This is a genomic window from Bradyrhizobium sp. Ghvi, assembly GCF_900115265.1.
GTDB lineage: Bacteria > Pseudomonadota > Alphaproteobacteria > Rhizobiales > Xanthobacteraceae > Bradyrhizobium.
The window spans coordinates 703,920-728,495 of record NZ_FOVU01000001.1; the positions used below are offsets into that span (position 1 = coordinate 703,920).

Here is a 24,576-nt window from a genome sequence, read left to right on the forward strand (position 1 = left end):
GCGACCATTATAGCACCGGTTTCGAGGCGACGGGAATGCAGCTACAGAAGCTGCGAGCGCACCGCCTCCGCCCCCTCCCGCAACAGTGGCAGGAAGCGGTCGACCAGTTCCTGCGCGGGCACGCGATCGATATGGGCGCTCATGTTGATGGCGGCGACGATCACGTCGTCGTAGCGGCGCACGGGCACCGAGATCGAACGGAAATGCGGCTCGGCTTCGCGGTCGACCAGCGAATAGCCCTGAGCGCGATCGGCCGAGATGCGCGCGAGCAGCGTCCTGGCGTCGGTCACCGTTTGCGGCGTCAGCGCCTCGCGCTTCATCGTCTTCAGGCGCACCGCGAGATCTGCATCGTTGAGCTGGCCGAGCATGGCGCGGCCGACCGAGGTGCAGAACGCCGGCAGCCGGTAACCGATCTCCAATCCGCCGGAGAACATCCGCGCCGGGCTGCTGCGCGCGATGAATACGACCTCGTCGCAATCGAGCACCGCGAGCGAGGAGATTTCGTTGGCCGCGGTCGCGATACGATCGAGCACCGGCTGCAGCACCGTGACCAGCTGGTTGGAGCGAAGATAGGACGCCGCCAAGGTCAGCACATGCGGCGTCAGCGAGAACAGCTTTCCGTCACCGCTGACGAAACCGCCACGCTGCAGCGTGAACAGCATGCGCCGCGCGGTGGCCCGGGGGAGGTCGGCGGCGCGGGCCAGATCGCTCAGCGTCATCGGGCCCGTATACGTTCCAAAACACTGGAGCAGGCGGAGGCCGCGATCGAGGGCTTCGACGAAATCCGTCGCCCGCTCGTCCGTCTCGGTCCGCTTCGGCTTGGGCATTGGGGTCGGGATCGTCCTGCAAAATAGTGCTTGCTGCCGATCCAAGACATGTCATAATTCGCCCATTCGTTCAATAGGCGAACAAACGCCACTCCACAGGAGGATGCTACTGCCATGATGAGCCAGGAGCAGAACGACCTGATCACCCGCACCGGCCCGAAAGATCCGTGCGGCAAGCTGATGCGGAGCTACTGGCAGCCGGCCGCGCTGGTCGATGAACTGGAGGGCGCGCGGCCGATCCGACCGGTCAAATTGCTCGACGAGAATTTGGTGCTGTTCCGCGACGAGACGGGGCGTTACGGCCTGATCGATCGCCATTGCGCCCATCGCGGCGCCGACCTCGCCTTTGGGCGACTCGAGCATGGCGGCCTGCGCTGTGCCTTCCATGGCTGGCTGTTCGACGCGTCAGGCCAGTGCATCGACACGCCGGCCGAGCCGAAGGATTCGAAGCTCTGCCAGAACATCCGCCAGCGCTCCTATCCCGTGGTGGAGAAGAGCGGCATCCTGTGGGCCTATCTCGGCGAAGGCGAACCGCCGGCCTTTCCGGAGATCGACTGCTTCGTGGCGCCCGGCTCCCACACCTTCGCCTTCAAGGGTCACATGGCCTGCAACTGGCTCCAGGCGCTGGAGGTCGGCATCGATCCCGCCCACGCCTCCTATCTGCATCGCTTCTTCGAGGACGAGGACACCTCGACCGCCTACGGCAAGCAGTTCCGCGGCGCCTCCGCCGGAAGCGATCTGCCGATGACCAAGATCCTGCGCGAGTACGACCGGCCGATCATCAATGTCGAGCACACCGAATACGGCCTGCGGCTGATCGCGCTGCGCGAGATCGACGAGGAGCGCACGCATGTGCGCGTCACCAACCAGCTCTTCCCGCACGGCTTCGTCATTCCCATGAGCACGGAGATGACGATCACGCAGTGGCATGTGCCTGTCGACGACGAGAACTGCTACTGGTACGCGATCTTCACCAGCTACACGAACCCGGTCGACAAGCAGAAGATGCGCGACCAGCGGCTCGAGCTCTACGAGCTGCCCGACTACATCTCGCGCAAGAACCGCAACAACGATTACGGCTTCGACCCGCACGAGCAGAGAACCGCGACCTATACCGGCATGGGCACCGACATCAACGTCCATGACCAGTGGGCGGTGGAATCGATGGGCGCGATCCAGGACCGCACCAAAGAGCATCTCGGTTCGAGCGACAAGGCGATCGTGCAATATCGCCGCCTGCTCCGGCAGGAGATCGAGAAGGTCGGCGGCGGCGAGAAGCCGATGCTGTTTCTGGACGAGGCCAATGCGCGCAGCATCCAGGGTCCGGCGACGATGGACGGTATCGGCCCAACGCGCGGCTGGGAGACCTATTGGATGGAAGTCGACGTCAAGCGCCGCCGCGGCGCGCCATGGACCGCGCCGGTGCCGAAGGAGATCGAGGGCAAGGTGCACCGGCTGACGGCTGCGGAGTGATTTGAGGCACCGTCGTTCCGGGGCGATGCGCTAGCATCGAACCCGGAAGCTCGAGATTCCGGGTTCTCGCTTCGCGAGCCCCGGAATGACAAGCTAGCAAGGAGCAACCAAAGTGACTTTCGTCGCGCGCCATGCGCTGTGGTCGGATGAGCAGAAGGACGCGGCGGCACGGATGCGCCGTCTTGTCGAGGAGAGGAATCTCGAGGTCATCCGCCTCGCCTTCCCGGACCAGCACGGCATCTTGCGCGGCAAGACCATCATCGCCTCCGAGGCGATGGCCTCGCTGGAAGGCGGCTGCTCCATCACCACCACCATGCTGGCCAAGGACACTTCGCATCGCACGGTGTTTCCGGTGTTCACGTCAGGCGGCGGCTTCGGCATGAAGGAGATGGAGGGCGCGGCCGACGTGCTGATGGTCGCCGATCCCACCACATTCCGCGTGCTGCCTTGGGCGCCGTCGACGGGCTGGGTGCTGTGCGATCTCTATTTCAATGACGGCCGCCCGGTGCCGTTCGCGACGCGCGGGCTTTATCGCAGGGTGCTCGACGAGCTCGGAAGCCGTGGCCATGATTTCGTCGCAGGGCTCGAGGTCGAATTCCACATCTTCAGGCTCGACGAACCCCATATGCGCGCGGAGGACGCCGGGCAGCCGGGCACGCCGCCGTCGGTGAGCCTGCTCAGCCACGGTTATCAATACCTCACCGAGCAGCGTTTTGATCAGATGGAGCCGGTGCTGGAGATTCTGCGCCGCGACATCGTCGCGCTCGGGCTGCCCTTGCGCTCGGTCGAGGTCGAGTTCGGGCCGAGCCAATGCGAGTTCACCTTCGCGCCGAGGAAGGGCATGGAGCCCGCCGACAACATGGTGCTGTTTCGCTCTGCCGTGAAGCAGATCGCGCGTCGGCACGGCTATCACGCCACCTTCATGTGCCGGCCAAAGCTGCCGAACCTGTTCGCGAGCGGCTGGCACCTGCATCAATCGGTCATCTCACGCACGAGCGGCGAGAACCAGTTCATGGCGAAGGACGGCGCCGAGCCGCTCAGCGCGTTCGGTCGCGCCTATCTCGCCGGCCTGCTCGATCACGCCCGCGCCGCGACCGTGTTCACCACGCCGACCATCAACGGCTACAAGCGCTACCGCTCCTATTCGCTGGCGCCTGATCGCGCGATTTGGGGCCGCGATAACAGAGGCGTGATGATCCGCGTGCTCGGCGGCACGGGCGATGCCGCGACGCGCCTCGAAAACCGCGTCGGCGAACCGGCCGCCAATCCCTACCTCTACATGGCAGCCCAGATCCTGTCGGGCCTCGACGGCATCGATCGCAAGCTCGATCCGGGCCCGTCCGCCGACACGCCCTACGAGACCAAGGCGCCGCTGCTGCCAAAGAGCCTGCGCGACGCGGTCTCCGCGCTCAAGGACGATCCGTTCTTCCGCGAAAAGTTCGGCGCGGAATTCGTCGACTATTACACTCACATCAAGAACGCCGAGATCGACCGTTTCCTGGCTGAAGTGACCGACTGGGAGCATCGCGAGTATTTCGAGATGTTTTAGTCGGACTGTCTCCTCCGTCATTGCGAGGAGCGGAGCGACGAGGCGATCCAGAATCCCTCCGCAGAGAGATTCTGGATTGCTTTGCTGCGCTCGCAATGACGGGGAAAGAGCGGGAGCTTAAATCCCCAGATATTTGTGCTGCAAATCCGGCTCGGCCATCAGCTCGTTCGAGGTGCCGCTCCACACGGTCCTGCCGCGCTCGATGATGGTGTGGCGGTCGCAGATGCGGGCGAGGTGGTCGACGTTCTTGTCGACGACCAGGATCGACTGGCCCCGGCTCTTCAGCAGCGACAGGCAGTGCCAGATCTCCTCGCGGATCAACGGTGCAAGGCCCTCGGTGGCCTCATCCAGAATCAGGAGCTTTGGATTGGTCATCAGTGCGCGACCGATGGCGAGCATCTGCTGCTCGCCGCCGGAGAGCTGGTTGCCCATGTTGGCGGCGCGTTCAGCGAGCCGCGGAAACAGCACGTAGATAGCAGCTAACGTCCAGGGATTGGCGCTGCCGAAGCGATCGGCAGCGGCAGCGACCAGATTTTCTCGGACGGTCAGGTTCGGAAAGATCTGGCGCCCCTCCGGCACGAGCCCGATGCCTAGCTTGGCGATCCGGTAGGACGGGAGCTGGCGCACCTCGGTGCCCGCAAAGCGAATGCTGCCCGCGCGTGCTGGCGTCAGGCCCATGATGGAGCGGATGGTCGTGGTCTTGCCCATGCCGTTGCGCCCCATCAGCGAGACCATCTCGCCTGATTTGATCGACAGGGACAGGCCGAACAGCACCTGGGAAAGGCCATAGCAGGTCTCGATGCCGTCGACCTCGAGCAGCGTGTCAGCCATGGTGCGTCACCACATGCTGGTCGCCGAGATAGGCGCGCTTGACGTCTTCGTTGGCACGGATCGAGGCGGGATCGCCGGAGGCGATGAGGCGGCCATAGACCAGCACCGAGATTCGGTCGGCGAGCGCGAACACCGCCGGCATGTCGTGCTCGACCAGCACGATCGAGACCTCCTTGCGCAGCTCCTGCAGCAGCTTCACCATGCGCTGGGACTCGGTGACGCCGAGGCCCGCCATGGGCTCGTCAAGCAATAGGAGCTTCGGCTTGCTCGCGAGAGCGACCGCGAGTTCGAGCTCGCGCCGTTCGCCATGGCTGAGCTTGGACGCGACGACGTCGGCGCGGTGGGCAAGGCCGACGCGGTCGAGCGCAGCATGAGCCGCATCGCGCAGGCCCTTCTCCTTCCGCGCGTTGGCGAAGAAGCGGAACGAAGTGCCGGCATGGGCCTGCGCCGCCAGTGCGACATTGTCGGCGGCCGTGAAGTCGAGCAGCAGCGAGGTGATCTGGAACGAACGTGCAAGTCCGAGCGCACAGCGGCGATAGGCCGGCAGATAGGTGATGTCGCGCCCCGCGAGCGTGACGCTGCCGGAATGCGGATCGAGATGTCCGGTGAGCTGACTGATCAGCGTGGTTTTGCCGGCGCCGTTGGGGCCGATAATGGCATGCAGCTCACCCGCCGCGACGTCGAGCGAGACGTGATCGGTGGCGACGATGCCGCCGAACCGGCGCACCAGCTTTTCGACGCGGAGCAGCGGCTCAGCCACGACCGACCCTCCCGAGCAGCCCCATGATGCCGCCGCGGCCGAACAGCACGATCAGCAGCAAAAGCGGGCCCATGATCAGCGCCCAATATTCGGTGATCTGCGACAGGAACTCCTCCAGCAGCAGATAGACCACCGCACCCATGACGGGGCCGAACAGCGTGCCCATGCCGCCGAGGATGACCATCACCATGAGGTCGCCAGAGCGAGTCCAGTACATCACGGCCGGGCTGACGAAGTCGGTGTTGTTGGCAAGCAGCGCGCCGGCGAGGCCACACATCGTACCTGATATGACGAAGCAGGCGAGTTGGTAGCGTTTTGCGGGAAAGCCGATCGCCTGCATGCGCTGCTCGTTGGAACGCAGGCCCTGCACGACGAGGCCGAAACGCGAATTGACGATGCGCCAGACCAGGAAGATCACGCCGAACAGGCAGGCAAGGCAGAGATAGTAGAACTGCGTGCGGTTCGAGAGGTTGACCAGGCCGGAGAAGTCGCTGCGGTTGTAGACGGTGAGGCCGTCATCGCCGCCGTAACGGGCCAGCCCCGAGGCGACGTAGTAGGCCATCTGCGCGAAGGCGAGCGTGATCATGATGAAATAGACGCCGCGGGTGCGCAAAGAGAGCGCGCCGATCACCAGCGCATAGACCGCGGAGGCTGCCAGCGCGACCGGAAACTGGATGAAGCCGCTTCCAACGCCTTCCTGCGCCAACATACCGACGGCGTAACCCCCGATGCCGAGATAGGCGGCGTGGCCAAAGCTCATCATGCCGCCAAAGCCCATGATGAGGTTGAGGCTGGCTGCCGCGAGCGCCAGGATGACGATGCGGGTGAACAGGGTCAGGATGAAGATGTTGCCGGAGAGATACGAATAGAGCGGCAGCAGCACGAGGCCTGCCAACATCAGGGCCGTGACGGCCTTGCTCACGCTCAAACCCTTCATCGACGCAAGCTCTTCATCGGCGACTGGCCGGAAACAGCCCCTCCGGCCGCACCACCAGCACGATCGCCATCAGGAGGTAGATCAGCATGGAGGACAGCGCAGGCGCGGCAGTGGAGGCAGCGGCGCCACTCAGCACCTCCCGCAGCAGATTCGGCAGGAAGGCGCGGCCGAGCGTGTCGATCATGCCGACGAAGATCGCAGCGAGGAACGCGCCGCGGATCGAGCCGATACCTCCGATGACGATGATGACGAAGGCGAGGATCAAGATGTTCTCACCCATGCCGATCTGCACGGTGAGGATCGGCGCCTGCATCAGGCCGGCAAGGCCAGCGAGCGCGGCCCCGAGACCGAACACCAGCGTGTAGAGCAACTTGATGTTGATGCCGAGCGCGCCAATCATCTCCCGGTTGGAGGCGCCGGCGCGGATCAGCATGCCGATGCGCGTGCGCATCACGCCGAGATAGAGCAAAAGGGCCACCAGCAGCGCCACGACGATGATGGCGAGGCGGTAGGCCGGATAGTGAATGCCGGGCAGGATCGGCACCGGCACGGTCAGCCAGGCCGGCAGCGGCAGCGCCAGGCCGGCCGGGCCCCAGATCAGACGCACGGCCTCGTTGAAGAACAGGATCAGGCCGAAGGTCGCGAGCACGTGGTCGAGATGGTCGCGCCCGTAGAGATGCCGCAGCGCACTCATTTCCAGCACGATGCCGAGCACCAATGTCGCCCCCAGCGCCAGCAGCGCGCCAAGCAGGAAGCTGCCGGTCCACGCCGCGAAAGTCGCGGCGAAATAGGCACCCATCATGTAGAGCGAGCCGTGCGCGAGGTTGACGAGATCCATGATCCCGAACACCAGCGTCAGGCCGGCGGCGAGCAGGAACAGCAGCAGACCGAACTGCAATCCGTTCAAGAACTGTTCGACGACGAGCAGCATCAAAGCTCTTTCAGGCGCATGCGGACGCGCGCCGATGTTCGAACACAGTCGCCATCAGTGAAAGAGCTCCCCCTGCCTCTTCAAGGCGGAAAAATGGGTAATGGCAGTATCGTTCCGAGGCAAGAGCGATTCGACACCAAACATGCACTTTGTTGCATGCCGATGCATCTGATCAACGCCCGCCGTGCAAAGCCCGCCCCGGCACGAAGGCTGTCGCGCCGGATGGGGTAGCCTGCCGCACCCAAACGATCACCCTCTCCCGTTGCCGGGGAGCGGGTGATCCACTGTCGAAGTGATGGGGACGTCTAATGCGACGTGACCTGGCGAGGGAGGTCGTTCGGCTCGTTGAGCTCGCTGTTGGCGGTGGAGGCCTCCAGCGCGGCCATTCGGAATATGTAGGCAAGCGTCCCCAGCCCGGCGTCCTCCGCCATCTGCGCCAGTTCGAGCGCCATGTCGGACATGTAGCCGAGATTCTCGTCCTTGGTCTGCGCCATGATCTGGCTGTCTCGCATCATGTTCGACATCTCAGGCGCTCTTTCGTTGTGCGGCGGTGCGGCCGCAGAGGTTGGCACGGGCAATGCAATCGAGACGCGGTCCATCCTGATGGACGACGTTCTTCATACCGATGCGATCATGCAGGGCATCGACCGTCGCCTGGCGAATGTCGATGGTCGCGGCCATGGTCCAGGCATTCTCCACCAGCCCAGGCAGGCCAAGCGGCGTTACGACGAACCCGGCCTCGTGAAAACGCGGCAACCACCACGTCTCCATGATCGCGCTGACCTGCGCGACACCCTGATGGAGACAGAACTCCTGCACCGCAGCCATCAATTGCAGATTGAGGGCACCGTCGCGGCGCTCGCGTACGACGAAATAGCGCGACCACTCCCAGACCAGCGGATTCGAAGGACAGCCGCGCACGGCCGCGAGATGCGGGAACACCTCGCTCATCATCGAAGGCTTGGTCGTCGGATAAAGCCGGTGCCCGCCGATAACGCGGCGCCCTTCCAGCGCGAGCAGATAAACGGTGTCCTCGTTGTCATAGGAATCGATCTCGCGGAGATCCGGCTTGCGGAGCGTCTCCCAGTGCCGTTCCTCGACGAATATATCGTGGCGCAAGCGGAAATGTTGCTCGATGACATCTTCGTAGAGGTGGCGGTTCAGCGCGGAAATTGCGTGAATCATGAAATCCCCCATTCAGCCTCAATGGAGGTAGCCTCCGCGAAAAGGCGCGGATTCGGTATTGGGAAATTTCCCAGTACGCCGCCTAGGGATTGATGATCTTGTAACGAATCGCGAGCGCAACCGCATGCGTACGGTTGACGGCACCCAACTTGCGCGCAGCAGTTGCAAGATGCTCTTCGGCGGTGCGCTGCGTGATGTGCAGGATTTCGCCGATTTCCCAGGCCGACTTGCCCTGCGATGCCCACGCGATCACTTCGCGCTCGCGCGGGGTCAGGCGCGCCGACGGATGCGGCGACGGCGCGAGCAGACGGCGAATGTGGTCGAAGCCGTACATCGCCATCAGATGCAGCGCCGGCTTGCTGCGGGCATTGAGATCGAGATGGACGCCACCGAGCGACACCGCGGCCTCATAGCCGGTGAGCCCATGGATCGGCACGATGAAGCCGCGCGACATCCGAAAATCGGTGGCGCGGTTCATCACCTCGGCCGCGTCCGGCTCGCGTTCGGCATCATACGGCGCTTCCGACCATTCAAACGGGTTGACCGATAGCCGGCATAGCCGCACCACTGGATCGGCGCGGTCGTAGTTGCTTTTGGTATAAAGGCTGAACCACCCCGCAGGCCAGCGCTTGGCGAGCACCATCTGCGCGAAGCGTTGATCAGGATTCGGCAGACCGGTCACGATGATGGTTTCAAAACCGAAGCGACCGAATGCTGTTTCGAGCGCATCCATAGCCTCCGGAACCCTGTCAAAGGCTCCGAGCCCTTCGATGAAGTCCAGCGCTTCGCGCCCATAATCAACAGCGGACATCGATGCGTTCCCTGCCCCCTCACAGCTCCGTATAGCACGTCTTGGGCGACTGCCTCAATTCAGTGCGTCCGTAATTTACCGGTGTGGCACTTGCACCGAAGATTTAATCTACTTGTGGAGGAAGTGACGTATAGTTACACCTGACGTCTAGAGCGGGAGCGCCACGATGGAAGACGAGAACATCGCCCTCAACAGCGTGCTCGGCCTGGAATTGAACCGTGTTTTTTTCGCCGTCCGCGATACGGCAAACAAGCAGAAGATCATCGAATTCGCGCGTGACGTGCTGCAAAGCGAGCGCCGCAAGCTCGTCGACAGCGCGTCGCCGGAGAGCCCTGCGAGCTAGCACGCAGCTTGCAGTAGACGACGCCGATGCAACCGATCGCGCGACGATGCCCTTCGATGTGAGCACTGGCTTTTCTCGAAACAGTGTGACTGCGAAGTTACCCGTCCTTCTTCCCGCCATTAAAGCCTCAATTGCCGCTGGATGACATGACCGCTGTCGTGAGATGATCGCCGCTACGATCGTCTTTCGGATGCCAAGATCATGATGACGCTACGCCAGGTTGAAGTGATCCGTGCCGTGATGGTGACGGGCACCATTGGCGGTGCAGCAAAGCTGCTCAACGTCTCGGCACCCGGGATCAGCCGGCTGGTCAAATACACCGAGCGCTCGCTCGGCATCCGCTTCTTCCAGCGCCAGAACGGCCGCTACTTCCCGACGCCGGAAGCCGAGAGCATTTTCGAGCAGATCAACGGCGTCTACAAGAAAGTCGACGATCTCTCCGAGATCATCTCCAAGATCGGTCGCGGCGGCTTGTCCGAGCTGCGCATCGGCTCGGTGCCGAGCATCTCGCAGGTGATGGTGCCGCGCGCCATCGAGCGGGTGCGCCGCCGCTATCCCGATCTCGGCATCGACATCAACATCCTCAAGCTCGAGGAAGCCATCGACTATCTCATGCTCGGCCGCGGCGAGTGCGTGGCGATGAGCTACCGGCTGGAGCATTCCGGGCTCGACTTCATGCCGCTCGCCTCGGGCGAGCTCTACTGCGTTGTACCGCCGGGCCACGAGCTCGCCGGCCGCAAGCAGGTCTCGGCCGCCGAGATCACCCAGTACCCGCTGATCGGCATTGATCCCAACGATCCCTACGGCCGGATCATGGCCGAGATCTTTGCGCGCAACCGGCTCGCCTACAACATCACCATCCGCGCGCGCTTCGGCACCACGGTCTGCGCGCTGGTGAAGGCGGGGCTCGGCATCGCCATCATCGACCAGTTCACGGTGGCCCATGGCGGCTACCCCGGGGTCGAACTCCTGAAGATTGCCGAGCCGACGCGGTTCGACACCTACATCGCAGTCAAGCGCGGCGCGCCGCTGTCGCTGCATGTCGAGTGTTTCATCGAGTCCCTACGCGCCGAGATGCGCGCGCTCGAGCCGTCCCGCAGCAATGGCAAGCTTGCGGTGGGGCGCGGACGAAAGAAATAACATGGTGTTGGGTTTGCGGGACAAAAGGGTAATTGTGTTAGCCGGGGGAATGACTATCGTCGCTCTCGGAATGACGCGGATTTCTCCATTAATGCTGGGACCGAATGCGCCCAACGAGACGATAGCGAACCATGACGAAGCGCGGATACGCCGCTAGCAAAAAGCTCCTCACCGGCCTGATCGGCGCGCCGATCGCGCATTCCGCCTCCCCCGCCATGCATGAGCGCGCCGCTGAAGCCCTAGGCCTGCGCGGCCATTATCAGCTCATCGAGGTCGCGGGCGCCGATGCGGCCGGGCTCCGCATGATGCTGGAGGGCGTGCGGCGCCTCGGCTTCGCCGGCGTCAACGTCACCTTTCCGTACAAGGAGGCGGTGGTCCCGCTGCTCGACGAGCTGGCACCGGGTGCGGCCGCAATGGGCGCGGTCAACACGATCGTCGTCAGGGATAACAGGCTGATCGGCCACAACACCGACACCACGGGCTTTGCACGTGCCGTCGCTCCGCTGCTGTCGCCCACGGGGAACGCGGTCGCCGTGATCGGCACAGGCGGCGTCGGCAAGGCGATCGCTTTTGCGCTGGCGAGCCTGAAGGTTGCCGACCTGCGCATCTTCGACACCGAGCCGGCCCGCGCCGAGAAACTCGCCGCGCTGCTGGCCAGGCATGGCGGCGCGCGGGTTGCCGGAAACGTCAAGGACGCGCTCGACGGAGCAACCGGCCTCGTCAACGGCACGCCGGTCGGCATGCTGCCGAATCGCGACACCCCGGTGCCGGCCTCGCTGCTGCGCGAAAATCTGTGGGTCGCCGACGCCGTCTATTCGCCGCTGATCACGCCGCTGCTGACCGCGGCCCGAGCCAAGGGCGCGCGGATCATGACCGGGCGAGAGCTCGCGATCTACCAGGCGGCTGACGCGTTCGAGCTGTTCGCCGGCCTTGCCCCGTCGACCCAAGTCATGGGAGAGGCTTTCGACGAGGTGATGGCGGCAAGAAGCTCTGCCTATTACGCAGCGTAACCGAAGCGGCCGGATACAAGGCCGTCACCAGAACCGAACGTCCAAAGGGAGGAATGGGATGAGATCCACACTTTTGGCAGGCGCGCTGCCTCGACGCTGTCGGGCGGCGAGCAGAAGCAACTCGAGATCGCCCGCTCGCTGCTGCTCGAGCCAAAACTCGTGCTGATCGACGAACCCTCGATCGGCCTGTCGCCGCTGATGGTGCAGCAGACCTTGGAGATTCTGAAGAACCTGCGTGACCGCGGTGTTACCATCCTGATGATCGAGCAGAACGCGCGATCGGCGCTGGAGATCTCGGACATCGGCATCGTGCTCGAGCTCGGCCGGACCCGCATGGTCGACAAGGCGGAGCGCATTTTGAACGACCCGCGGATCGGGCAGTTGTTCCTTGGAGGGGCAATGGAGGACAACGCAGCATGAACAAACGCTCGATCGCAACCGTCTCCCTCTCGGGGGCGCTGGACGAAAAGCTCCGTGCCATCGCGGCCGCCGGATTCGAGGCGGTCGAGATCTTCGAGAACGACCTGCTGTCGTTCGGCGCGGGCCCGCGCGACATCGCAAAGCTCTGCAAGGACCTCAATCTCGAGATCTGCGCATTTCAGCCGTTCCGCGATTTCGAGGGCATGCCCGAGCCGCAACGCTCGCGCAATTTCGCCCGCGCGATGCGCAAGTTCGATCTGATGCAGGAGCTCGGCACCGATCTGCTGCTGATCTGCTCCAACGTGTCGCCCGCCTCACTCGGCGGCATCGACCGCGCCGCCGATGATTTTCGTGAGCTCGGTGATCTCGCCGCCAAGCGCGGCTTGCGCGTCGGCTACGAGGCGCTGGCCTGGGGCCGGCACGTCAACGACTATCGCGATGCCTGGGAGATCGTGCGGCGCGCCGATCATCCGGCGATCGGCGTGATCCTCGACAGCTTTCATGCCCTGGCGCCGGGCTTCCCGACCCGCGCCATGGCCTCGATTCCCGGCGACAAGATCTTTCTGGTGCAGCTTGCCGATGCGCCGAAGCTGGAGCTCGACATCTTGTCGTGGAGCCGCCACTTCCGCTCGTTCCCCGGCCAAGGCGACCTGCCGGTCGGCGAATTCATGCAGGCGATCGCCGCGACCGGCTATTCCGGCCCGTGGTCGCTCGAGATATTCAACGACCAATTCCGCGCCGGCTCGGCCGCACAGACCGCGCTCGACGGACTGCGCTCGCTGATCCTGCTGCAAGACCAGCTTGCTCCGGACTGGCCGAAGCTCGTCGGCGAGCCGCTGGCGCCGAAGGCCAAGAGCCGTGGCACCGGCTTCATCGAGTTCGCCGTCAACGAGACCAAGGCCGGCGAGCTCGCGCATCTGTTTTCACAGCTCGGCTTCCGCAAGACCGGTAAGCATCGGAGCAAGGCGGTGGAGCGCTGGTCGCAGGGCAAGGTCGAGCTGGTGATCAATTCCGAGACCGACGGCTTTGCGCATTCGCACTATGTCACGCATGGCCCCGGCGTCTGCGCCATCGCGCTCGACGTCGACAATGCCGGCCTTGCCATGCAGCGAGCCGAGACGCTGAAGGCGCGCACGTTCTACCAGCCGGTCGGGCCAGGTGAACTGGAGATCCCGGCAATCCACGGCGTCGGCGGCAGTCTGCTCTATTTCGTCGACCAGGCCGGTAAGAACTGGGACACGGATTTTGAGCCGGTTGCAAGCAATGCAGACGAGGACGCGCTGCTCGCGGTCGACCACATCGCGCAGTCGATGCCATACGACGACATGCTGTCCTGGCTGTTGTTCTACACCGGCATCCTCGATCTCAAGCGCCTGCCGCAGATGGAGATCGCCGATCCCCGTGGCCTCGTGCAGAGCCAAGCCCTCATCAACCACGACCAGAGCCTGCGCTTCGTGCTCAACGGCTCCTCCGCCAATCGCACGCTGCCGGCCCGTTTCATCTCGGAGTTTTTCGGCTCCGGCGTGCAGCACGTCGCGTTCGCGTGCCAGGATATCTTCACCACGGTCGCCGCGATGCGGGCCCGCGGCGCAGGCTTCCTCGATATTCCCGGCAATTATTACGACGACATCGAAGCCAAATACGACCTCGCGCCAGATGTTATGGCGCAGCTCCGCGCCAACCACATCCTCTACGACCGCGAGGGCGACAGCGAATTCTTCCAGGTCTACACTCACATTTTCGACGAGCGCTTCTTCTTCGAGATCGTCGAGCGCAGGAGCTATCAGGGGTTTGGCGCCGCCAATGCCGGCATCAGGCTCGCAGCGCAGGCCCGCGAGGTGCGCCCTGCGAGCATGCCACGGGTGTAGGCTCTTTTTCCCTCTCCCCTTGTGGGAGAGGGTGGCTCGCCGCAATAGCGGCGAGACGGGTGAGGGGTCTCTATCCGCGAGTCTCCCCCCGACATCTAATCCGCGGAGACATACCCCTCATCCGGCGCTTCGCGCCACCTTCTCCCACAAGGGGAGAAGGGGCTACGTCGCTCGTGGCGACGATCAGCTCACTTCATCGGGCACTTGTCGTGGAAGCGGTCCTGATCGTCAGTGACGATGGTCGCGACGGTCTTCAGGGAAAGCTCGCCGCCGGCGCCCTTCACCACGTCCTGCAGATAGAAGTTCTGGACCGGGATGTGGTTGTTGCCGTACTTGAACGCGCCGCGCAGCGACTTGAAGTTGGCCTTCTCCATCTCGGCCTTCATCGCATCCTTCTTCGACGTGTCGCCGCCCACGGCTACCACCGCGCTGTTGATGAGCTGCGCGGCGTCATAGGCCTGCGCGCCGTAATAGCTCGGCCGGGCGTTCGGATATTTCTTGCGGTAATCGGCGACGAACTTCTTGTTCTGCTCGTTCGGAAGGTCGTTCACCCACTCCTGCGCGCCAGGGATCCCGAACGCATTCTCCTTCTGCAAGGGCAACGTCGTCTCGTCGACTGTGAAGACGGTGTAGAGCGGCATGGTGCTCTTCATGCCGGCCTGGACATACTGATTGAGGAACTGCGCGCCGGCCGCACCGGGATAGAACACGAAAATCGATTCGGCGCCGGAGGCGCGGGCTTTCGCCAGCTCGGCCGAGAAGTCGAGCTGGCTCGGCCAGACCGTGTATTCCTCGCCCTTGATCTCGCCCTTGAAGGTGCTCTTCAGGCCCGCAAGCATGTCCTTGCCGGCGGCGTAGTTCGGACCGATCAGGAACACGCTCTTGACGCCGTTCGCGTTCATGTAGAGGCCCATGGCGGCCGGCGTCTGATCGTTCTGCCACGAGGTCGAGAAAACGTATTTCGAACACAGCTCGCCCGCGAGCTGCGACGGACCGGCATTGGCCGAGATCAGGAAGGTCTGGGAGTCCACCGCGGTCTTGAGCGAGGCGAGCAGCACGTTCGACCAGATGTAGCCGACGAGGAAATCGACCTTGTCGGACTGCACCAGCTTCTCGGTCTTCTGCTTGCCGACATCAGGCTTCTGGCCGTCGTCCTCGTAGATCACCTCGACCGGCTTGCCGTCCATCTTGCGCCCGAGATGATCGAGCGCGAGCTCGAACGAGTTGCGCATGTCGTTGCCGATCACGGCAGTCGGGCCGCTGAAGGTCGAGACGAAACCGATCTTGATCGTGTCGCCGGCGAATGCCTGATTCGCCAGCACCAGCGCCGCTGCGCCCGCCAGCCAGAATGCCGTCCTCATAACAACTCCCCTCCCTATTATTGATCCCGGTAACGGGTGATCGCCGTCCCCGGGTCTGTCTCTATTGAACGCAAAATCTGTCGCGCCGCCAATGGCTCAGCACCCGCCTCTGCACCATATTTCGCCCCGAATGGGGATGGCAAGAAATATAATTCTACTTACTTTGTTCAAGCCTGCGGCCTTTTTCGCGGAGAATTTCGATACGCCATGCCTATTCCATCATTGATGACGGCTATTGGACCACGGCGCCGAATCCGCACTTAAATAAGTCAGTGAAGCAGCGAGATTCGAGGGTGCATCATGGCCGCAAATCCCCATCGCGTCGTCATCGTCGGGGCCGGCTTCGGCGGGCTGGAGACGACCTACCGGCTCGCGGGGGCGCCGGTCGAGATCACGCTGATCGACCGCCGCAACCACCATCTGTTTCAGCCGCTGCTCTATCAGGTCGCGACCGCCTCACTCGCCACCAGCGAGATCGCCTGGCCGATCCGCCATCTCATGCGCGATCGACGCGAAGTGACGACGCTGTTTGCGGCCGTCAGTGGCGTCGACGCGGACAGGCGCCGCGTCCTGATCGACGACGGCAGCGAGGTGCCCTACGACACGCTGGTGCTCGCCACCGGCGCGCGGCATGCCTATTTCGGCCATGACGAGTGGGAGACGTGGGCGCCGGGCCTGAAGACGCTGGAGGACGCGACCACGCTGCGTCGTCACATCCTGGTGGCATTCGAGCGCGCCGAGCGCGAGACCGATCCGGCGCGGCGCGCCGCGCGACTCACCTTCGTCATTGTCGGCGCCGGCCCCACAGGCGTGGAGCTCGCCGGCACGATCGCCGAGATGGCGCATCACACGCTGCCGGCCGACTTCCGCAACATCGATACGAACAAGGCGCGCGTGGTCCTGATCGAGGCTGGCCCGCGCGTGCTGGCGGGCTTCCCTGACGATCTCTCGGCATATGCACAGGCCTCGCTCGAAAAGATCGGTGTCGAGGTCGTGCTCGGGCAGGCTGTCACAGAGATCAACCGCGAAGGCGTCGTGTTCGGCGGCAAGCTGCTCGAGGCAAAGACGCGAATCTGGGCTGCCGGTGTGCGTGCCTCACCGGCCGCCGAATGGCTGGGGGCGCCGAGCGATCGCGCCGGACGCGTGCAGGTGAACGACGACCTCACCATTCCCGGCCATCCCGAGATCTTTGCGATCGGTGACACCGTGAGCATCAACGCCTGGGAGGGCAAGCCGGTGCCCGGCATCGCCCCGGCGGCGAAGCAGCAGGGCAGGCATGTCGCCGAGACCATCAAGGCTCGGCTGCGCGGTGAGAGCAAGGGTCCATTCCGTTACAAGCACGCCGGCAGCCTCGCTCAGATCGGCAAGCGGCTTGCCGTGATCGATTTCGGCAAGGTCAAGCTGCGCGGAACGATCGCATGGTGGATCTGGGGCATCGCCCACATCTACTTCCTGATCGGCCTCCGCCACCGTCTCAGCGTCGCACTGAGCTGGCTGTGGATCTATGCGAGAGACCAGCGGGCCGCGCGATTGATCACGCAGGGCAGCAGCAAGGTGGTGGGGTGACATTTGCCCTCGCGTCCCGGGCGCGGAGCGGCATTGATGTCGCGACGCCGCGTCAGGGGCACGAGATTGCGGATGCCGCGACGAGCTACGGCGTCTTGCAGACGAAATTCGCGGCGTCCTCGCTGTCGCCCTGTCCGGAATACGCGGCGTAGCTCGGATACGGGCACAGCGGCCGCGTGCGGCCCGGGCTCCAGGACGCGGGGACTTCCTTGTTCGCGGGACTGGCAGACGCGATGATGCGCTCGGGTGCCTTGCCCTTCTCCACCCAGTCGGTCAGTGCGGTCAGTGCATCGAACTTGTCGAGGGTGACGCCGCCACCGCAATGCGTTTCGCCGGGAATCGTGAACAGGCGCGCGACGCTGTCGGCGTGTCCCTGCAGGTTCTTGTTCAGCCGATCGTACCAGCGGATGGTGTCGTTCACCGAGAACACCGGATCGGCCTGGCCATGATAGATCAGCATCTTGCCGCCGGACTTCCGGAGCGATGCAAGGTTGGGGTCGTCGATGTCGGGCGGCGTCATGAAGTCCATGGCCGATTCCGTGAAGGTCGCGTCCTTGGCGAAAATCTTCGGCGCGTCCTTATCGAAGTCATAGGCCTTCAATGCCTCGACGAGCTTCTCGTTCTTGCCTTCGACCACGACCGGCGGTGTCGAGAAGATGTAGTTCAGCGACGCTGCGCCCATGGTGGCGATGATCGGATAATTATTCCAGGGCGCGACAGGGCTCTCGACCTTCCAGGTGCGCCAATTGCCCGTGCCGATGCCGCCATCGAGCGGCCAGTCGGAATAGAGCGCCTCACCTTTCGAATTCTTCGGTCCGGCGAGGCTCATCTTCAGGGCATCGACCTTTGCTTCGGACAAACAGGCACTGTTCTGCCCGGGCGCACAGACCAGGCTCTTGAGATCGAATGCCTTCTGACAAGCGGCGAGATTGGCCGTCAGTCCATCCTTGACGCCGTCGAGCCCATCGCAGGCCTCCGTAATGCGTGAGGAAACGAGCTGAGCGTCCTCCCTGGTGATGGACTTGCGCAGATCGGGATCGACTTTGAGGAAGGCCTGCACGTCCCAGGCGTGCTGGATCGCAGCGCGCGGCAGGTCGAAGCCTGGATTGCCGACGAGGAAGCCGTCGTAATTTTCCGGCATCCGCGACGCTGCGACCATGGCGTGACGCCCGCCATTCGAGCATCCCGCCATATAAGAGCGGTCCGGCTTGCGCCCGTAATGCAGGGCAATGATTTGCTTTGCGACCGGCGACAGCGTCATGTCGGCGGCATAACCGTAGTCGCGCCGCGCCTGCGGATCGAGGCCGAACGCCGCGCCCGCAGTCAGGCCCAGCGACTTGTTCGCAGGGTCCGAGCCGGAATGGCCACTGTCAGACGACAGCACGGCAAAGCCTCGCGCCAGTGGCACGGTGCCGCCGGATGCCAGGCCGTCGGGCAGGGTGCCAAGAGCGGGCACGACCACGCCGTCATTGCCGCCATTCACCTGATGCAGGAAGCGGCCGTTCCACTCGGCCGGCAATCGCAGTTCGAACCCAATGGCATAGGATTTCCCGTCGACGCCGGTGCGCTGGTTGGCAAGGCCCGTCACGATGCAATGCCTGGGGAGACCGTTGGCCGCGTCCTGCGTTTTGGACCCGGTGATCTCGACGCCGGACATGCCAAGGGACGCAGTGGTGACCGGCGAGCAGGCCTCGCCGTCGGCGCGAGCCAGCGCGGTAGACCCCAGAAGCGCGGCCAGCGCGGCGGTTGATATCAAGCCAGCCTTCATGACGAACCTCCCTATTTAGTTATATACTATAATTATTACCTCCATTTCATACTTTGGCAAGTGCTGCGACCGGCGTGCCGGACGCGCCCGCTTTTGCCGCTTTATGCGCGGACCTGCGCCGGGACAGAAGACCTTCTACTTGACCAGCTCGCACCCGCCCTCCGCCAGCGGGCGGAACGCCTGATCCGCGGGAATCGTCGAGACCAGCTTGTAATAGTCGTACGGATATTTCGATTCCTCCGGCTTCTTCACCTCGAACAGATACATTGGGTGCACGACGCGGCCGTCCTGACGGATCGCGGTGTCGCCGAACAGCTTGTCCTTGCCTTTGAATTTCTTCATTTCCGGCACGACATCCCTCGCATTGTCACTTCCGGTGGCAGCGACCGCGTTGAGAAAAGCGAGCGTGGACGCATAGACGCCGGCCTGGTTGCCGCTCGGCATCTTGCCGTTCATGCCGGGACGCCCGGCGAAGCGTTTCGCGAAGGCACGGGTGTCGTCGTTCATGTCCCAGTAGAAGGCCTCCATCAGCTGGAGGCCCTGCGCGACCTTGATGCCCATGCCGTGGATGTCGTTGATGAAGAGCAGGAACGCAACCAGCTTCTGGCCACCCTGCTGAACGCCGAACTCGGCCGCCTGCTTCACGGCATTGATGGTGTCGCCGCCAGCATTGGCAAGGCCGATCACCTCCGCTTTGGAATTCTGCGCCTGCAACAGGAAGGAGGCGAAGTCCGCCGTGCCGAGCGGATGCCGCGACGAGCCGAGCACCTTGCCGCCGTGACTCTCGATATATTTCTGCGCCTCCGTCTCGATGCCTTTGCCGAGCGCGTAGTCGACTGTGAGGAAATACCAGTCCTTGCCGCCGCGCGACATCATCGCGGCTGCGGTGGTGTTGCCGGTCGCCCAGGTGTCGTTGACCCACTGAATTGTATTGGGCGAGCAGGCCTTGCCGGTGAGATCGGCGCTTGCGGTCGAGGATGCCAGGAAGGTCATGCGGCTACCGCGCAGCAGCGTGTTGATGGAAAGGCCGACCGCCGAGTTCGGCACGTCGACGATGGCATCGACGCCTTCGACGTCGAGCCATTTACGCGCGATGGCATTGCCGACATCGGCCTTGTTCTGATGGTCGGCATAGACGATCTCGACCTTGATGCCCTTAGCCGCGCCGTTGAAATCCTCCGCCGCCATGCGCGCGGCCTCCACCGAGCCCATGCCATTGGTGTCCTGAAAGATTCCGGAGATGTCGTTGAGCACACCGACGCGCACGACATTGTCGGATATCTCGGCGTTCGCCACGCCGCTCACCAGGCTCGCCGCGAGCGCGAGCGTCCACCGCAGAACTTTCATCATTACCTCCCCTGTTTGATTTGCCCGCCGGTCGTTGCCGCCGCGGCTGGAATTTCAGACCTGCCGCTTCGGCAGCCTCAGCACGAGCCCATCGAGCTCGGGCGTGATCTTGATCTGGCAGGACAGCCGACTGTTCGGCAGCCGCTCGGCCGCGGCGCCCTCGAGCAGCGCGTCCTCGTCCTCCGCCATTGCGGGCAGACGCGCGACCCAGGCATCGTCGACATACACGTGACAGGTCGCGCACATGGCGTTGCCGCCGCATTCGGCCAGGATACCATCGAGCCCGTGGCGGGTGGCCGCCTGCATGGCGCTTTCCCCGTCTGAGACCTCGACGTGCTCGGAATTGCTGTCGGGATGGACGAAGCTGATCGTAGGCATCAGGGCTCCTTGTCAGGCCGGGATGATGGTGACAGGCAGGCTGTCGAGCCCGCGCAGCGTGTTGTTGAAGCGGCGCTTCGGCTCGCCCGTGATCTCGATAGACGCGACGCGTCGCGCCAGGGCGGTCAGCATCACCTCGCCTTCGAGGCGCGCCACGAGCTGGCCGACGCACATGTGGATGCCCGAGCCGAAGCCGACATGGCCGGACGTGCGGCGGGTGATGTCGTAGCTGTCGGGCCTCTCCCAGCGGCGCGGATCGCGGTTGGCCGCAGCAAGGAACATCAGCACCTTCTCGCCCTCGCCGATGCGCGCGCCCGACAGCTCGACCTCGCGCGTCGTGGTGCGGAAGAAGGTCTGCACCGGGCTTTCGAACCGGACAGCCTCCTCGAACGCGTTGCGCGCCAGCGTGATATCGGCGCGCAGGCGCTGCCATTGCTCCGGGAAGCGCGCGAGGCAATAGAGCGCGGCGCCGATGCCGTTGACCGTCGTGTCGAGGCCGGCCGACAGCAGCGAGCGCACCAGCAGCGGCGCCTCGGTCGCGGTGATCGCGCCTTCGTCGACCTGAGCATGGATGCAAGCACCGAAGCCGCCCGGCGCGAGGTTCTCGCGCTGACACTGCTTGGCGACATAGGCCTGATGCGGCGCCGAGCGCGCGATCGCCTCCTGGCGCAGCTCATTGGGCGGGCCGAAGGCGTTGAATACAACGCTCGCATAGGGGATGAGATGCTCGCGTCCCTCGGGTTTCAGGCCGAGCGCATCAGGAAAGATCGAGAGCGGATAGGCCTCGGCGAGGTCGGCAACCGCATCGAAGCTGCGCTGCTCCAAGAGGACGTCGACGCGTTCCTCCGCCGCCGCCGCAAAGCGGTCACGCACCTGCTTCATCACGGTCGGCGACAGCACTTTCGACAGCACGGCGCGGGTGCGGGTGTGCGCGGGCGGATCGGCCTCGAGAATCAGGCTTGGTGGCCGCCAGGGAGTCTCCTTTTTGAAATCGGACAGCCCGACGCCGCGGCTGGAGCAGAAGGTCGCGGGATCGTTCAGCACGGCATGCACTTCCGCATAGCGTGCGACGCCATAGACATTCCATTGGTCGAGATAGACCACCGGCCCCGCCTCGCGCAGTCGCTCGTGCGTGGGATACGGGTCAGCGAAAAAGCCCATGGCGAACGGATCGACATCGAGATGCGGGACGCCTGATGCGACCGAGCCGGATGCGCTCATTGGACATCTCCTTCATTTTGATCTTGTGAAAGGACGGCGCTTGCCCTTAGGTCTGCGGACACTCCGCGAGTCACAAGGCCGATATGCCACCGTCTTCGACCAAAGCCCGCCAGAAGCCCGCACCTGCCGAGAGCGGGCCGACGCTTGACCTCGACCGTTACGTTCCGGCCTTCATCACCTTCATCGCCAACAAGCTCTCGAACAGCGCGACCGCATTTTATCAGCGGGAGTTCGGCGTCAACGTCACGGAATGGCGGATCATGTCGCTGCTGGCGATCGAGCCCGGCATTCCCGCCTCGCGCATCTGCCAAGTCATCGGTTTCGACAAGGGCCCGGTGAGCCGAACGCTGGCAGGCTTGGAAAACCGCGGGCTGGTCTCGATCCGCACCGACCCCAATGATGGCCGCACCCATTCGATCGCGCTGACGGCGAAGGGGCGCGCTACCCATGACAAGGTCATCGTGGCGGCGTTCGAGCGCGAGCGACGCCTGCTGTCCTGTCTCAGCAAGGACGAGCGCGAGGTGCTGATCGACCTGCTCCGCCGCCTGCACGAGAATCTCGACGCGGTGACCGGCGGCACGGACGCGTGACAGCTCGCGCACCGAGCGCGATCCGGCATCATCTCCTGGCACGCACCTGCGTTTGCCGACGGGATCTTTCCTGCCGCGCATTGTTTCCTCCGAGACCAGACGCGGCGGTTCGTCCGCCGTCATTGCTGGTTCGGAACGGTTCGCACAAATTAGTTGCCGGGGCAACAAAATAATCATGCAGGATATTTGCGACAGGTTGGCTGGCGTAATCGAGCACCAGACCTCGTGTCCCGGCCAACGCGCGGCAACGACGCGCCGCAGAGCCGCGGCCCAGTAAGCCGTGCGTGCTAGGAGAGATGGGCCACGGCTCTGCAGCGCAACACTCGCGTGCTGCGCCGCATCCGGGGCATGCCTGCTGCTCAAGATGGTGAGCTAGATGCCGATCCACTCCACCGACGAATCATCGTTCAGCCGCTCCACCGCACCGGCGCGGCGCGTCAGCACGGCGCGCTGGTTGACGTAGCCCTTGTCGGTGATCTCGCCGCCATCGACCGACGGCGGTTCGACGAGCAGCAGCGCACGCGTGGCGTGGCCGGAGGAGTTGCCGCTCTGCTGCTTCAGCCTTGCCAGACCTTGCGCTATGGCGGTCCGGATCTTGTCGTGCCCCAGCACATCATTCACGCTTGCTGTTTCGGACAGACCGGTGTGGGCGCCGCACGCGGCGATGTTCGGAAATACCAGGAACCGCACCTCATCGCCGCCATGGCCGGTCACGACGATGTCCTGCGCGAACGGCGCAAGCGCTGCGATGCCAGCGACACGCAGCGTCCCAACGCTGACCCACGTGCCGGAGTTGAGCTTGAAATCCTCGGCCACGCGGCCGTCAAAGAACAGGCCGCGCTCGGGCCGCTCGATATCGGCGAACTTCACGGCGTCGCCGATCAGATAGAATCCCTCCTCGTCAAACGCCTGCTTGGTCAGCTCGGGCGCCTTCCAATAGCCCGGCGTGACATTGGGACCGCGCACGCGCACCTCCAGCTTGTCACCGGAGGTAACGAGCTTCAGCTCGGTGCCGGGAATCGGCACACCGATATTGCCGGAGCGGTCGGCAAGGAAATGACAATCGGTCGCCAGCGGCGACGTCTCGGTCGAGCCCCAGGCCGACACCATCGGCAAAGCGCGGCCGACGGTCTTGACCGAGAGCTCCTCGAACGCGTCCCACAGATTTTGTGGCAGCGCGGCGCCGGCATAGAAGGCGAACTTCACGTCGCTGAAGAAACGGCGGCGAAGTTCATCGTCGCCGCGCAGCGCCGCGATCAGCATGTCGAAGCCACGCGGCACGTTGAAGTAGACCGTCGGCATCACGCTTTTCAGATTGGCGAGCGATGTCGCGAACAGGCCGGGCGCCGGCTTGCCGCCGTCGATATAGAGCGAGCCGCCGTTGCGCAGCACGAGGTTGAAATTGTGGTTGGCGCCAAAGGTGTGGCTCCACGGCAGCCAGTCCAAGATGACGAGGTCGTCGCCCCGCTCAAGGAACGTCCAGGTCTGCGCCTTGGCCTGCTGGCTGGAGGTCAGCATGCGCTGGGTGTTGATGACGGCCTTCGGCGTGCCTGTTGAGCCCGAGGTGAACAGGAATTTCGCGATCGTGTCGAGCGTGACCGCGGCAAATGCTGATGCGACCTCCGGCGCTTCCGGCGTTGCAGCAATGGTCCGGAATGCAACCGCATCAGCATCGCCAGCATTGCCACTGATGATCTGCGCCTTGTGCAGCGGCTTGATCGCAGCGAGGGCCGCAGCAAACGGCCTGGTGCTGGACACATAGATCGCGCCGGGCTCAAGCAGCGCGATCATGCTTTTCAGCTTGTCGTAATCCCTGGACATCAGCGAATAGGCCGGCGAGACCGCGGCTGAGGGTACGCCGACATGCTGTGCGGCAAGCGCGAGCAGCGCGTGGTCGATGCTGTTGTCCGAGAGAATGACAACCGGGTGTTCCGCGCTGAGCCGGTGCGCTAGGATCCAGGACGCCGCTGCGCGCACCCGCCGCAGCGCACCCGCGTAGGTCACGGTCGCCCAGGGCGTGTCGGCGCTATCGCGCTCGGCAAGGAAGACCTTGTCCGGCGTTTGCCGCGCCCATTGCTCCAGCCAATCTCCGACGCAGCGCGCGCTGTCGCGCAAAGGCTCGGGAGAGCGCAGCACGATGCTGCCGTCCGTGCGATGCTCCGCGACGGTCTTGGGCGTTGCGAACAGGCTCGAAGCGTCACCGCGGACGGTCATCATGGTTTCCTCCTCGCCCCCGGACGCCCCGGACCGGCCGCAGCCT

The 24,576-nt window shown here is 64.0% G+C and carries 22 protein-coding genes and 1 pseudogene; 9 read left to right on the forward strand and 14 right to left on the reverse strand.

Annotation, left to right across the window (positions count from 1 at the left end; genetic code table 11):
• Positions 1 to 41: 41 nt before the first annotated feature.
• A complete protein-coding gene (locus BM374_RS03355) occupies positions 42 to 827 on the reverse strand; it encodes an IclR family transcriptional regulator domain-containing protein (protein WP_092289127.1) in 786 nt (261 codons plus the stop codon).
• A 114-nt stretch (positions 828 to 941) separates the two neighbouring features.
• Between BM374_RS03355 and BM374_RS03360 the strand changes: the two genes are divergently transcribed.
• Positions 942 to 2,300, forward strand: coding sequence for an aromatic ring-hydroxylating dioxygenase subunit alpha (locus tag BM374_RS03360; protein ID WP_092289128.1), 1,359 nt, complete (start codon positions 942 to 944; stop codon positions 2,298 to 2,300).
• Positions 2,301 to 2,412: 112 nt separating this feature from the next.
• Positions 2,413 to 3,849 carry a glutamine synthetase family protein gene (locus tag BM374_RS03365; RefSeq protein WP_092289129.1) on the forward strand — a complete coding sequence of 479 codons (1,437 nt, stop codon included), beginning with the start codon at positions 2,413 to 2,415 and terminating at the stop codon, positions 3,847 to 3,849.
• 117 nt (positions 3,850 to 3,966) lie between these two features.
• Here BM374_RS03365 and BM374_RS03370 read toward each other — a convergent pair whose 3' ends face one another.
• The 7 genes from BM374_RS03370 to BM374_RS03400 form a co-directional block, all read right to left on the reverse strand.
• Positions 3,967 to 4,680, reverse strand: coding sequence for an ABC transporter ATP-binding protein (locus tag BM374_RS03370; protein WP_092289130.1), 714 nt, complete (start codon positions 4,678 to 4,680; stop codon positions 3,967 to 3,969).
• Positions 4,673 to 5,440: an ABC transporter ATP-binding protein gene (locus tag BM374_RS03375; RefSeq protein ID WP_092289131.1), complete on the reverse strand. Its 768-nt coding sequence runs from the start codon at positions 5,438 to 5,440 to the stop codon at positions 4,673 to 4,675. The genes BM374_RS03370 and BM374_RS03375 overlap by 8 nt, the downstream gene beginning before the upstream one ends.
• Positions 5,433 to 6,377 carry a branched-chain amino acid ABC transporter permease gene (locus BM374_RS03380; RefSeq protein WP_092289132.1) on the reverse strand — a complete coding sequence of 315 codons (945 nt, stop codon included), beginning with the start codon at positions 6,375 to 6,377 and terminating at the stop codon, positions 5,433 to 5,435. Before BM374_RS03380 ends, BM374_RS03375 begins: the two co-directional genes overlap by 8 nt.
• A gap of 13 nt (positions 6,378 to 6,390) precedes the next feature.
• Complete coding sequence (locus BM374_RS03385) at positions 6,391 to 7,308, reverse strand: branched-chain amino acid ABC transporter permease (RefSeq protein ID WP_092289133.1); 918 nt, start codon at positions 7,306 to 7,308, stop codon at positions 6,391 to 6,393.
• A 305-nt stretch (positions 7,309 to 7,613) separates the two neighbouring features.
• Positions 7,614 to 7,832 (reverse strand): hypothetical protein, encoded by a 219-nt coding sequence (locus BM374_RS03390; RefSeq protein WP_092289134.1) that lies wholly within the window; start codon positions 7,830 to 7,832, stop codon positions 7,614 to 7,616.
• A 1-nt stretch (position 7,833) separates the two neighbouring features.
• Positions 7,834 to 8,493: an acyl-homoserine-lactone synthase gene (locus tag BM374_RS03395; RefSeq protein WP_177248065.1), complete on the reverse strand. Its 660-nt coding sequence runs from the start codon at positions 8,491 to 8,493 to the stop codon at positions 7,834 to 7,836.
• 82 nt (positions 8,494 to 8,575) lie between these two features.
• On the reverse strand, positions 8,576 to 9,304 hold the full coding sequence (locus BM374_RS03400; protein WP_092289136.1) for a helix-turn-helix transcriptional regulator: 729 nt from the start codon (positions 9,302 to 9,304) through the stop codon (positions 8,576 to 8,578).
• Between the two features lie 166 nt (positions 9,305 to 9,470).
• On the opposite strand from BM374_RS03400, the gene BM374_RS03405 reads away from it, so the two are divergent.
• The 5 genes and pseudogenes from BM374_RS03405 (at position 9,471) to BM374_RS03425 (ending at position 14,085) form a co-directional block, all read left to right on the forward strand.
• Positions 9,471 to 9,647, forward strand: a complete 177-nt coding sequence (locus tag BM374_RS03405) for a hypothetical protein (protein ID WP_092289137.1) — start codon at positions 9,471 to 9,473, stop codon at positions 9,645 to 9,647.
• Positions 9,648 to 9,848: 201 nt separating this feature from the next.
• Entirely contained in the window at positions 9,849 to 10,787 is a 939-nt protein-coding gene (locus tag BM374_RS03410) for a LysR family transcriptional regulator (protein WP_092289138.1), read from the forward strand.
• Between the two features lie 131 nt (positions 10,788 to 10,918).
• Positions 10,919 to 11,797, forward strand: coding sequence for a shikimate dehydrogenase (locus BM374_RS03415; RefSeq protein ID WP_092289139.1), 879 nt, complete (start codon positions 10,919 to 10,921; stop codon positions 11,795 to 11,797).
• A gap of 87 nt (positions 11,798 to 11,884) precedes the next feature.
• Positions 11,885 to 12,217: pseudogene (locus BM374_RS03420) on the forward strand (ATP-binding cassette domain-containing protein); the annotation flags it as partial.
• Positions 12,214 to 14,085 carry a bifunctional sugar phosphate isomerase/epimerase/4-hydroxyphenylpyruvate dioxygenase family protein gene (locus tag BM374_RS03425; protein ID WP_092289140.1) on the forward strand — a complete coding sequence of 624 codons (1,872 nt, stop codon included), beginning with the start codon at positions 12,214 to 12,216 and terminating at the stop codon, positions 14,083 to 14,085. The pseudogene BM374_RS03420 and the gene BM374_RS03425, both read left to right, overlap by 4 nt.
• A 188-nt stretch (positions 14,086 to 14,273) precedes the next feature.
• Here BM374_RS03425 and BM374_RS03430 read toward each other — a convergent pair whose 3' ends face one another.
• Positions 14,274 to 15,446: an ABC transporter substrate-binding protein gene (locus tag BM374_RS03430; protein WP_092289141.1), complete on the reverse strand. Its 1,173-nt coding sequence runs from the start codon at positions 15,444 to 15,446 to the stop codon at positions 14,274 to 14,276.
• 300 nt (positions 15,447 to 15,746) lie between these two features.
• On the opposite strand from BM374_RS03430, the gene BM374_RS03435 reads away from it, so the two are divergent.
• Entirely contained in the window at positions 15,747 to 17,012 is a 1,266-nt protein-coding gene (locus tag BM374_RS03435) for an NAD(P)/FAD-dependent oxidoreductase (RefSeq protein WP_092289142.1), read from the forward strand.
• Positions 17,013 to 17,097: 85 nt separating this feature from the next.
• Here BM374_RS03435 and BM374_RS03440 read toward each other — a convergent pair whose 3' ends face one another.
• From BM374_RS03440 to BM374_RS03455, 4 genes are all read right to left on the reverse strand, one after another.
• Positions 17,098 to 18,780, reverse strand: coding sequence for a tannase/feruloyl esterase family alpha/beta hydrolase (locus BM374_RS03440; RefSeq protein WP_092289143.1), 1,683 nt, complete (start codon positions 18,778 to 18,780; stop codon positions 17,098 to 17,100).
• 135 nt (positions 18,781 to 18,915) lie between these two features.
• A complete protein-coding gene (locus BM374_RS03445) occupies positions 18,916 to 20,127 on the reverse strand; it encodes an ABC transporter substrate-binding protein (RefSeq protein WP_092290190.1) in 1,212 nt (403 codons plus the stop codon).
• A 54-nt stretch (positions 20,128 to 20,181) separates the two neighbouring features.
• Positions 20,182 to 20,505: a 2Fe-2S iron-sulfur cluster-binding protein gene (locus tag BM374_RS03450; RefSeq protein WP_092289144.1), complete on the reverse strand. Its 324-nt coding sequence runs from the start codon at positions 20,503 to 20,505 to the stop codon at positions 20,182 to 20,184.
• A gap of 12 nt (positions 20,506 to 20,517) precedes the next feature.
• Positions 20,518 to 21,726 carry a cytochrome P450 gene (locus BM374_RS03455; protein ID WP_092289145.1) on the reverse strand — a complete coding sequence of 403 codons (1,209 nt, stop codon included), beginning with the start codon at positions 21,724 to 21,726 and terminating at the stop codon, positions 20,518 to 20,520.
• An 83-nt stretch (positions 21,727 to 21,809) separates the two neighbouring features.
• On the opposite strand from BM374_RS03455, the gene BM374_RS03460 reads away from it, so the two are divergent.
• Positions 21,810 to 22,316: a MarR family winged helix-turn-helix transcriptional regulator gene (locus BM374_RS03460; RefSeq protein WP_092289146.1), complete on the forward strand. Its 507-nt coding sequence runs from the start codon at positions 21,810 to 21,812 to the stop codon at positions 22,314 to 22,316.
• 372 nt (positions 22,317 to 22,688) lie between these two features.
• Here the strand turns inward: BM374_RS03460 and BM374_RS03465 are convergent, their stop codons facing one another.
• A complete protein-coding gene (locus tag BM374_RS03465) occupies positions 22,689 to 24,533 on the reverse strand; it encodes a feruloyl-CoA synthase (RefSeq protein ID WP_092289147.1) in 1,845 nt (614 codons plus the stop codon).
• Positions 24,534 to 24,576 lie beyond the last annotated feature (43 nt).

Excerpts from the sequence above, each read along its gene's own strand:
- BM374_RS03355 (WP_092289127.1), bottom strand. The coding sequence starts at position 827 with ATGCCCAAGCCGAAGCGGACCGAGACGGACGAGCGGGCGACGGATTTC.
- BM374_RS03360 (WP_092289128.1), top strand. The coding sequence starts at position 942 with ATGATGAGCCAGGAGCAGAACGACCTGATCACCCGCACCGGCCCGAAA.
- BM374_RS03370 (WP_092289130.1), bottom strand. The coding sequence starts at position 4,680 with ATGGCTGACACGCTGCTCGAGGTCGACGGCATCGAGACCTGCTATGGC.
- BM374_RS03380 (WP_092289132.1), bottom strand. The coding sequence starts at position 6,377 with ATGAAGGGTTTGAGCGTGAGCAAGGCCGTCACGGCCCTGATGTTGGCA.
- BM374_RS03385 (WP_092289133.1), bottom strand. The coding sequence starts at position 7,308 with ATGCTGCTCGTCGTCGAACAGTTCTTGAACGGATTGCAGTTCGGTCTG.
- BM374_RS03390 (WP_092289134.1), bottom strand. The coding sequence starts at position 7,832 with ATGTCGAACATGATGCGAGACAGCCAGATCATGGCGCAGACCAAGGAC.
- BM374_RS03395 (WP_177248065.1), bottom strand. The coding sequence starts at position 8,493 with ATGATTCACGCAATTTCCGCGCTGAACCGCCACCTCTACGAAGATGTC.
- BM374_RS03400 (WP_092289136.1), bottom strand. The coding sequence starts at position 9,304 with ATGTCCGCTGTTGATTATGGGCGCGAAGCGCTGGACTTCATCGAAGGG.
- BM374_RS03405 (WP_092289137.1), top strand. The coding sequence starts at position 9,471 with ATGGAAGACGAGAACATCGCCCTCAACAGCGTGCTCGGCCTGGAATTG.
- BM374_RS03410 (WP_092289138.1), top strand. The coding sequence starts at position 9,849 with ATGATGACGCTACGCCAGGTTGAAGTGATCCGTGCCGTGATGGTGACG.
- BM374_RS03415 (WP_092289139.1), top strand. The coding sequence starts at position 10,919 with ATGACGAAGCGCGGATACGCCGCTAGCAAAAAGCTCCTCACCGGCCTG.
- BM374_RS03425 (WP_092289140.1), top strand. The coding sequence starts at position 12,214 with ATGAACAAACGCTCGATCGCAACCGTCTCCCTCTCGGGGGCGCTGGAC.
- BM374_RS03430 (WP_092289141.1), bottom strand. The coding sequence starts at position 15,446 with ATGAGGACGGCATTCTGGCTGGCGGGCGCAGCGGCGCTGGTGCTGGCG.
- BM374_RS03435 (WP_092289142.1), top strand. The coding sequence starts at position 15,747 with ATGGCCGCAAATCCCCATCGCGTCGTCATCGTCGGGGCCGGCTTCGGC.
- BM374_RS03440 (WP_092289143.1), bottom strand. The coding sequence starts at position 18,780 with ATGAAGGCTGGCTTGATATCAACCGCCGCGCTGGCCGCGCTTCTGGGG.
- BM374_RS03445 (WP_092290190.1), bottom strand. The coding sequence starts at position 20,127 with ATGAAAGTTCTGCGGTGGACGCTCGCGCTCGCGGCGAGCCTGGTGAGC.
- BM374_RS03450 (WP_092289144.1), bottom strand. The coding sequence starts at position 20,505 with ATGCCTACGATCAGCTTCGTCCATCCCGACAGCAATTCCGAGCACGTC.
- BM374_RS03455 (WP_092289145.1), bottom strand. The coding sequence starts at position 21,726 with ATGAGCGCATCCGGCTCGGTCGCATCAGGCGTCCCGCATCTCGATGTC.
- BM374_RS03460 (WP_092289146.1), top strand. The coding sequence starts at position 21,810 with ATGCCACCGTCTTCGACCAAAGCCCGCCAGAAGCCCGCACCTGCCGAG.
- BM374_RS03465 (WP_092289147.1), bottom strand. The coding sequence starts at position 24,533 with ATGATGACCGTCCGCGGTGACGCTTCGAGCCTGTTCGCAACGCCCAAG.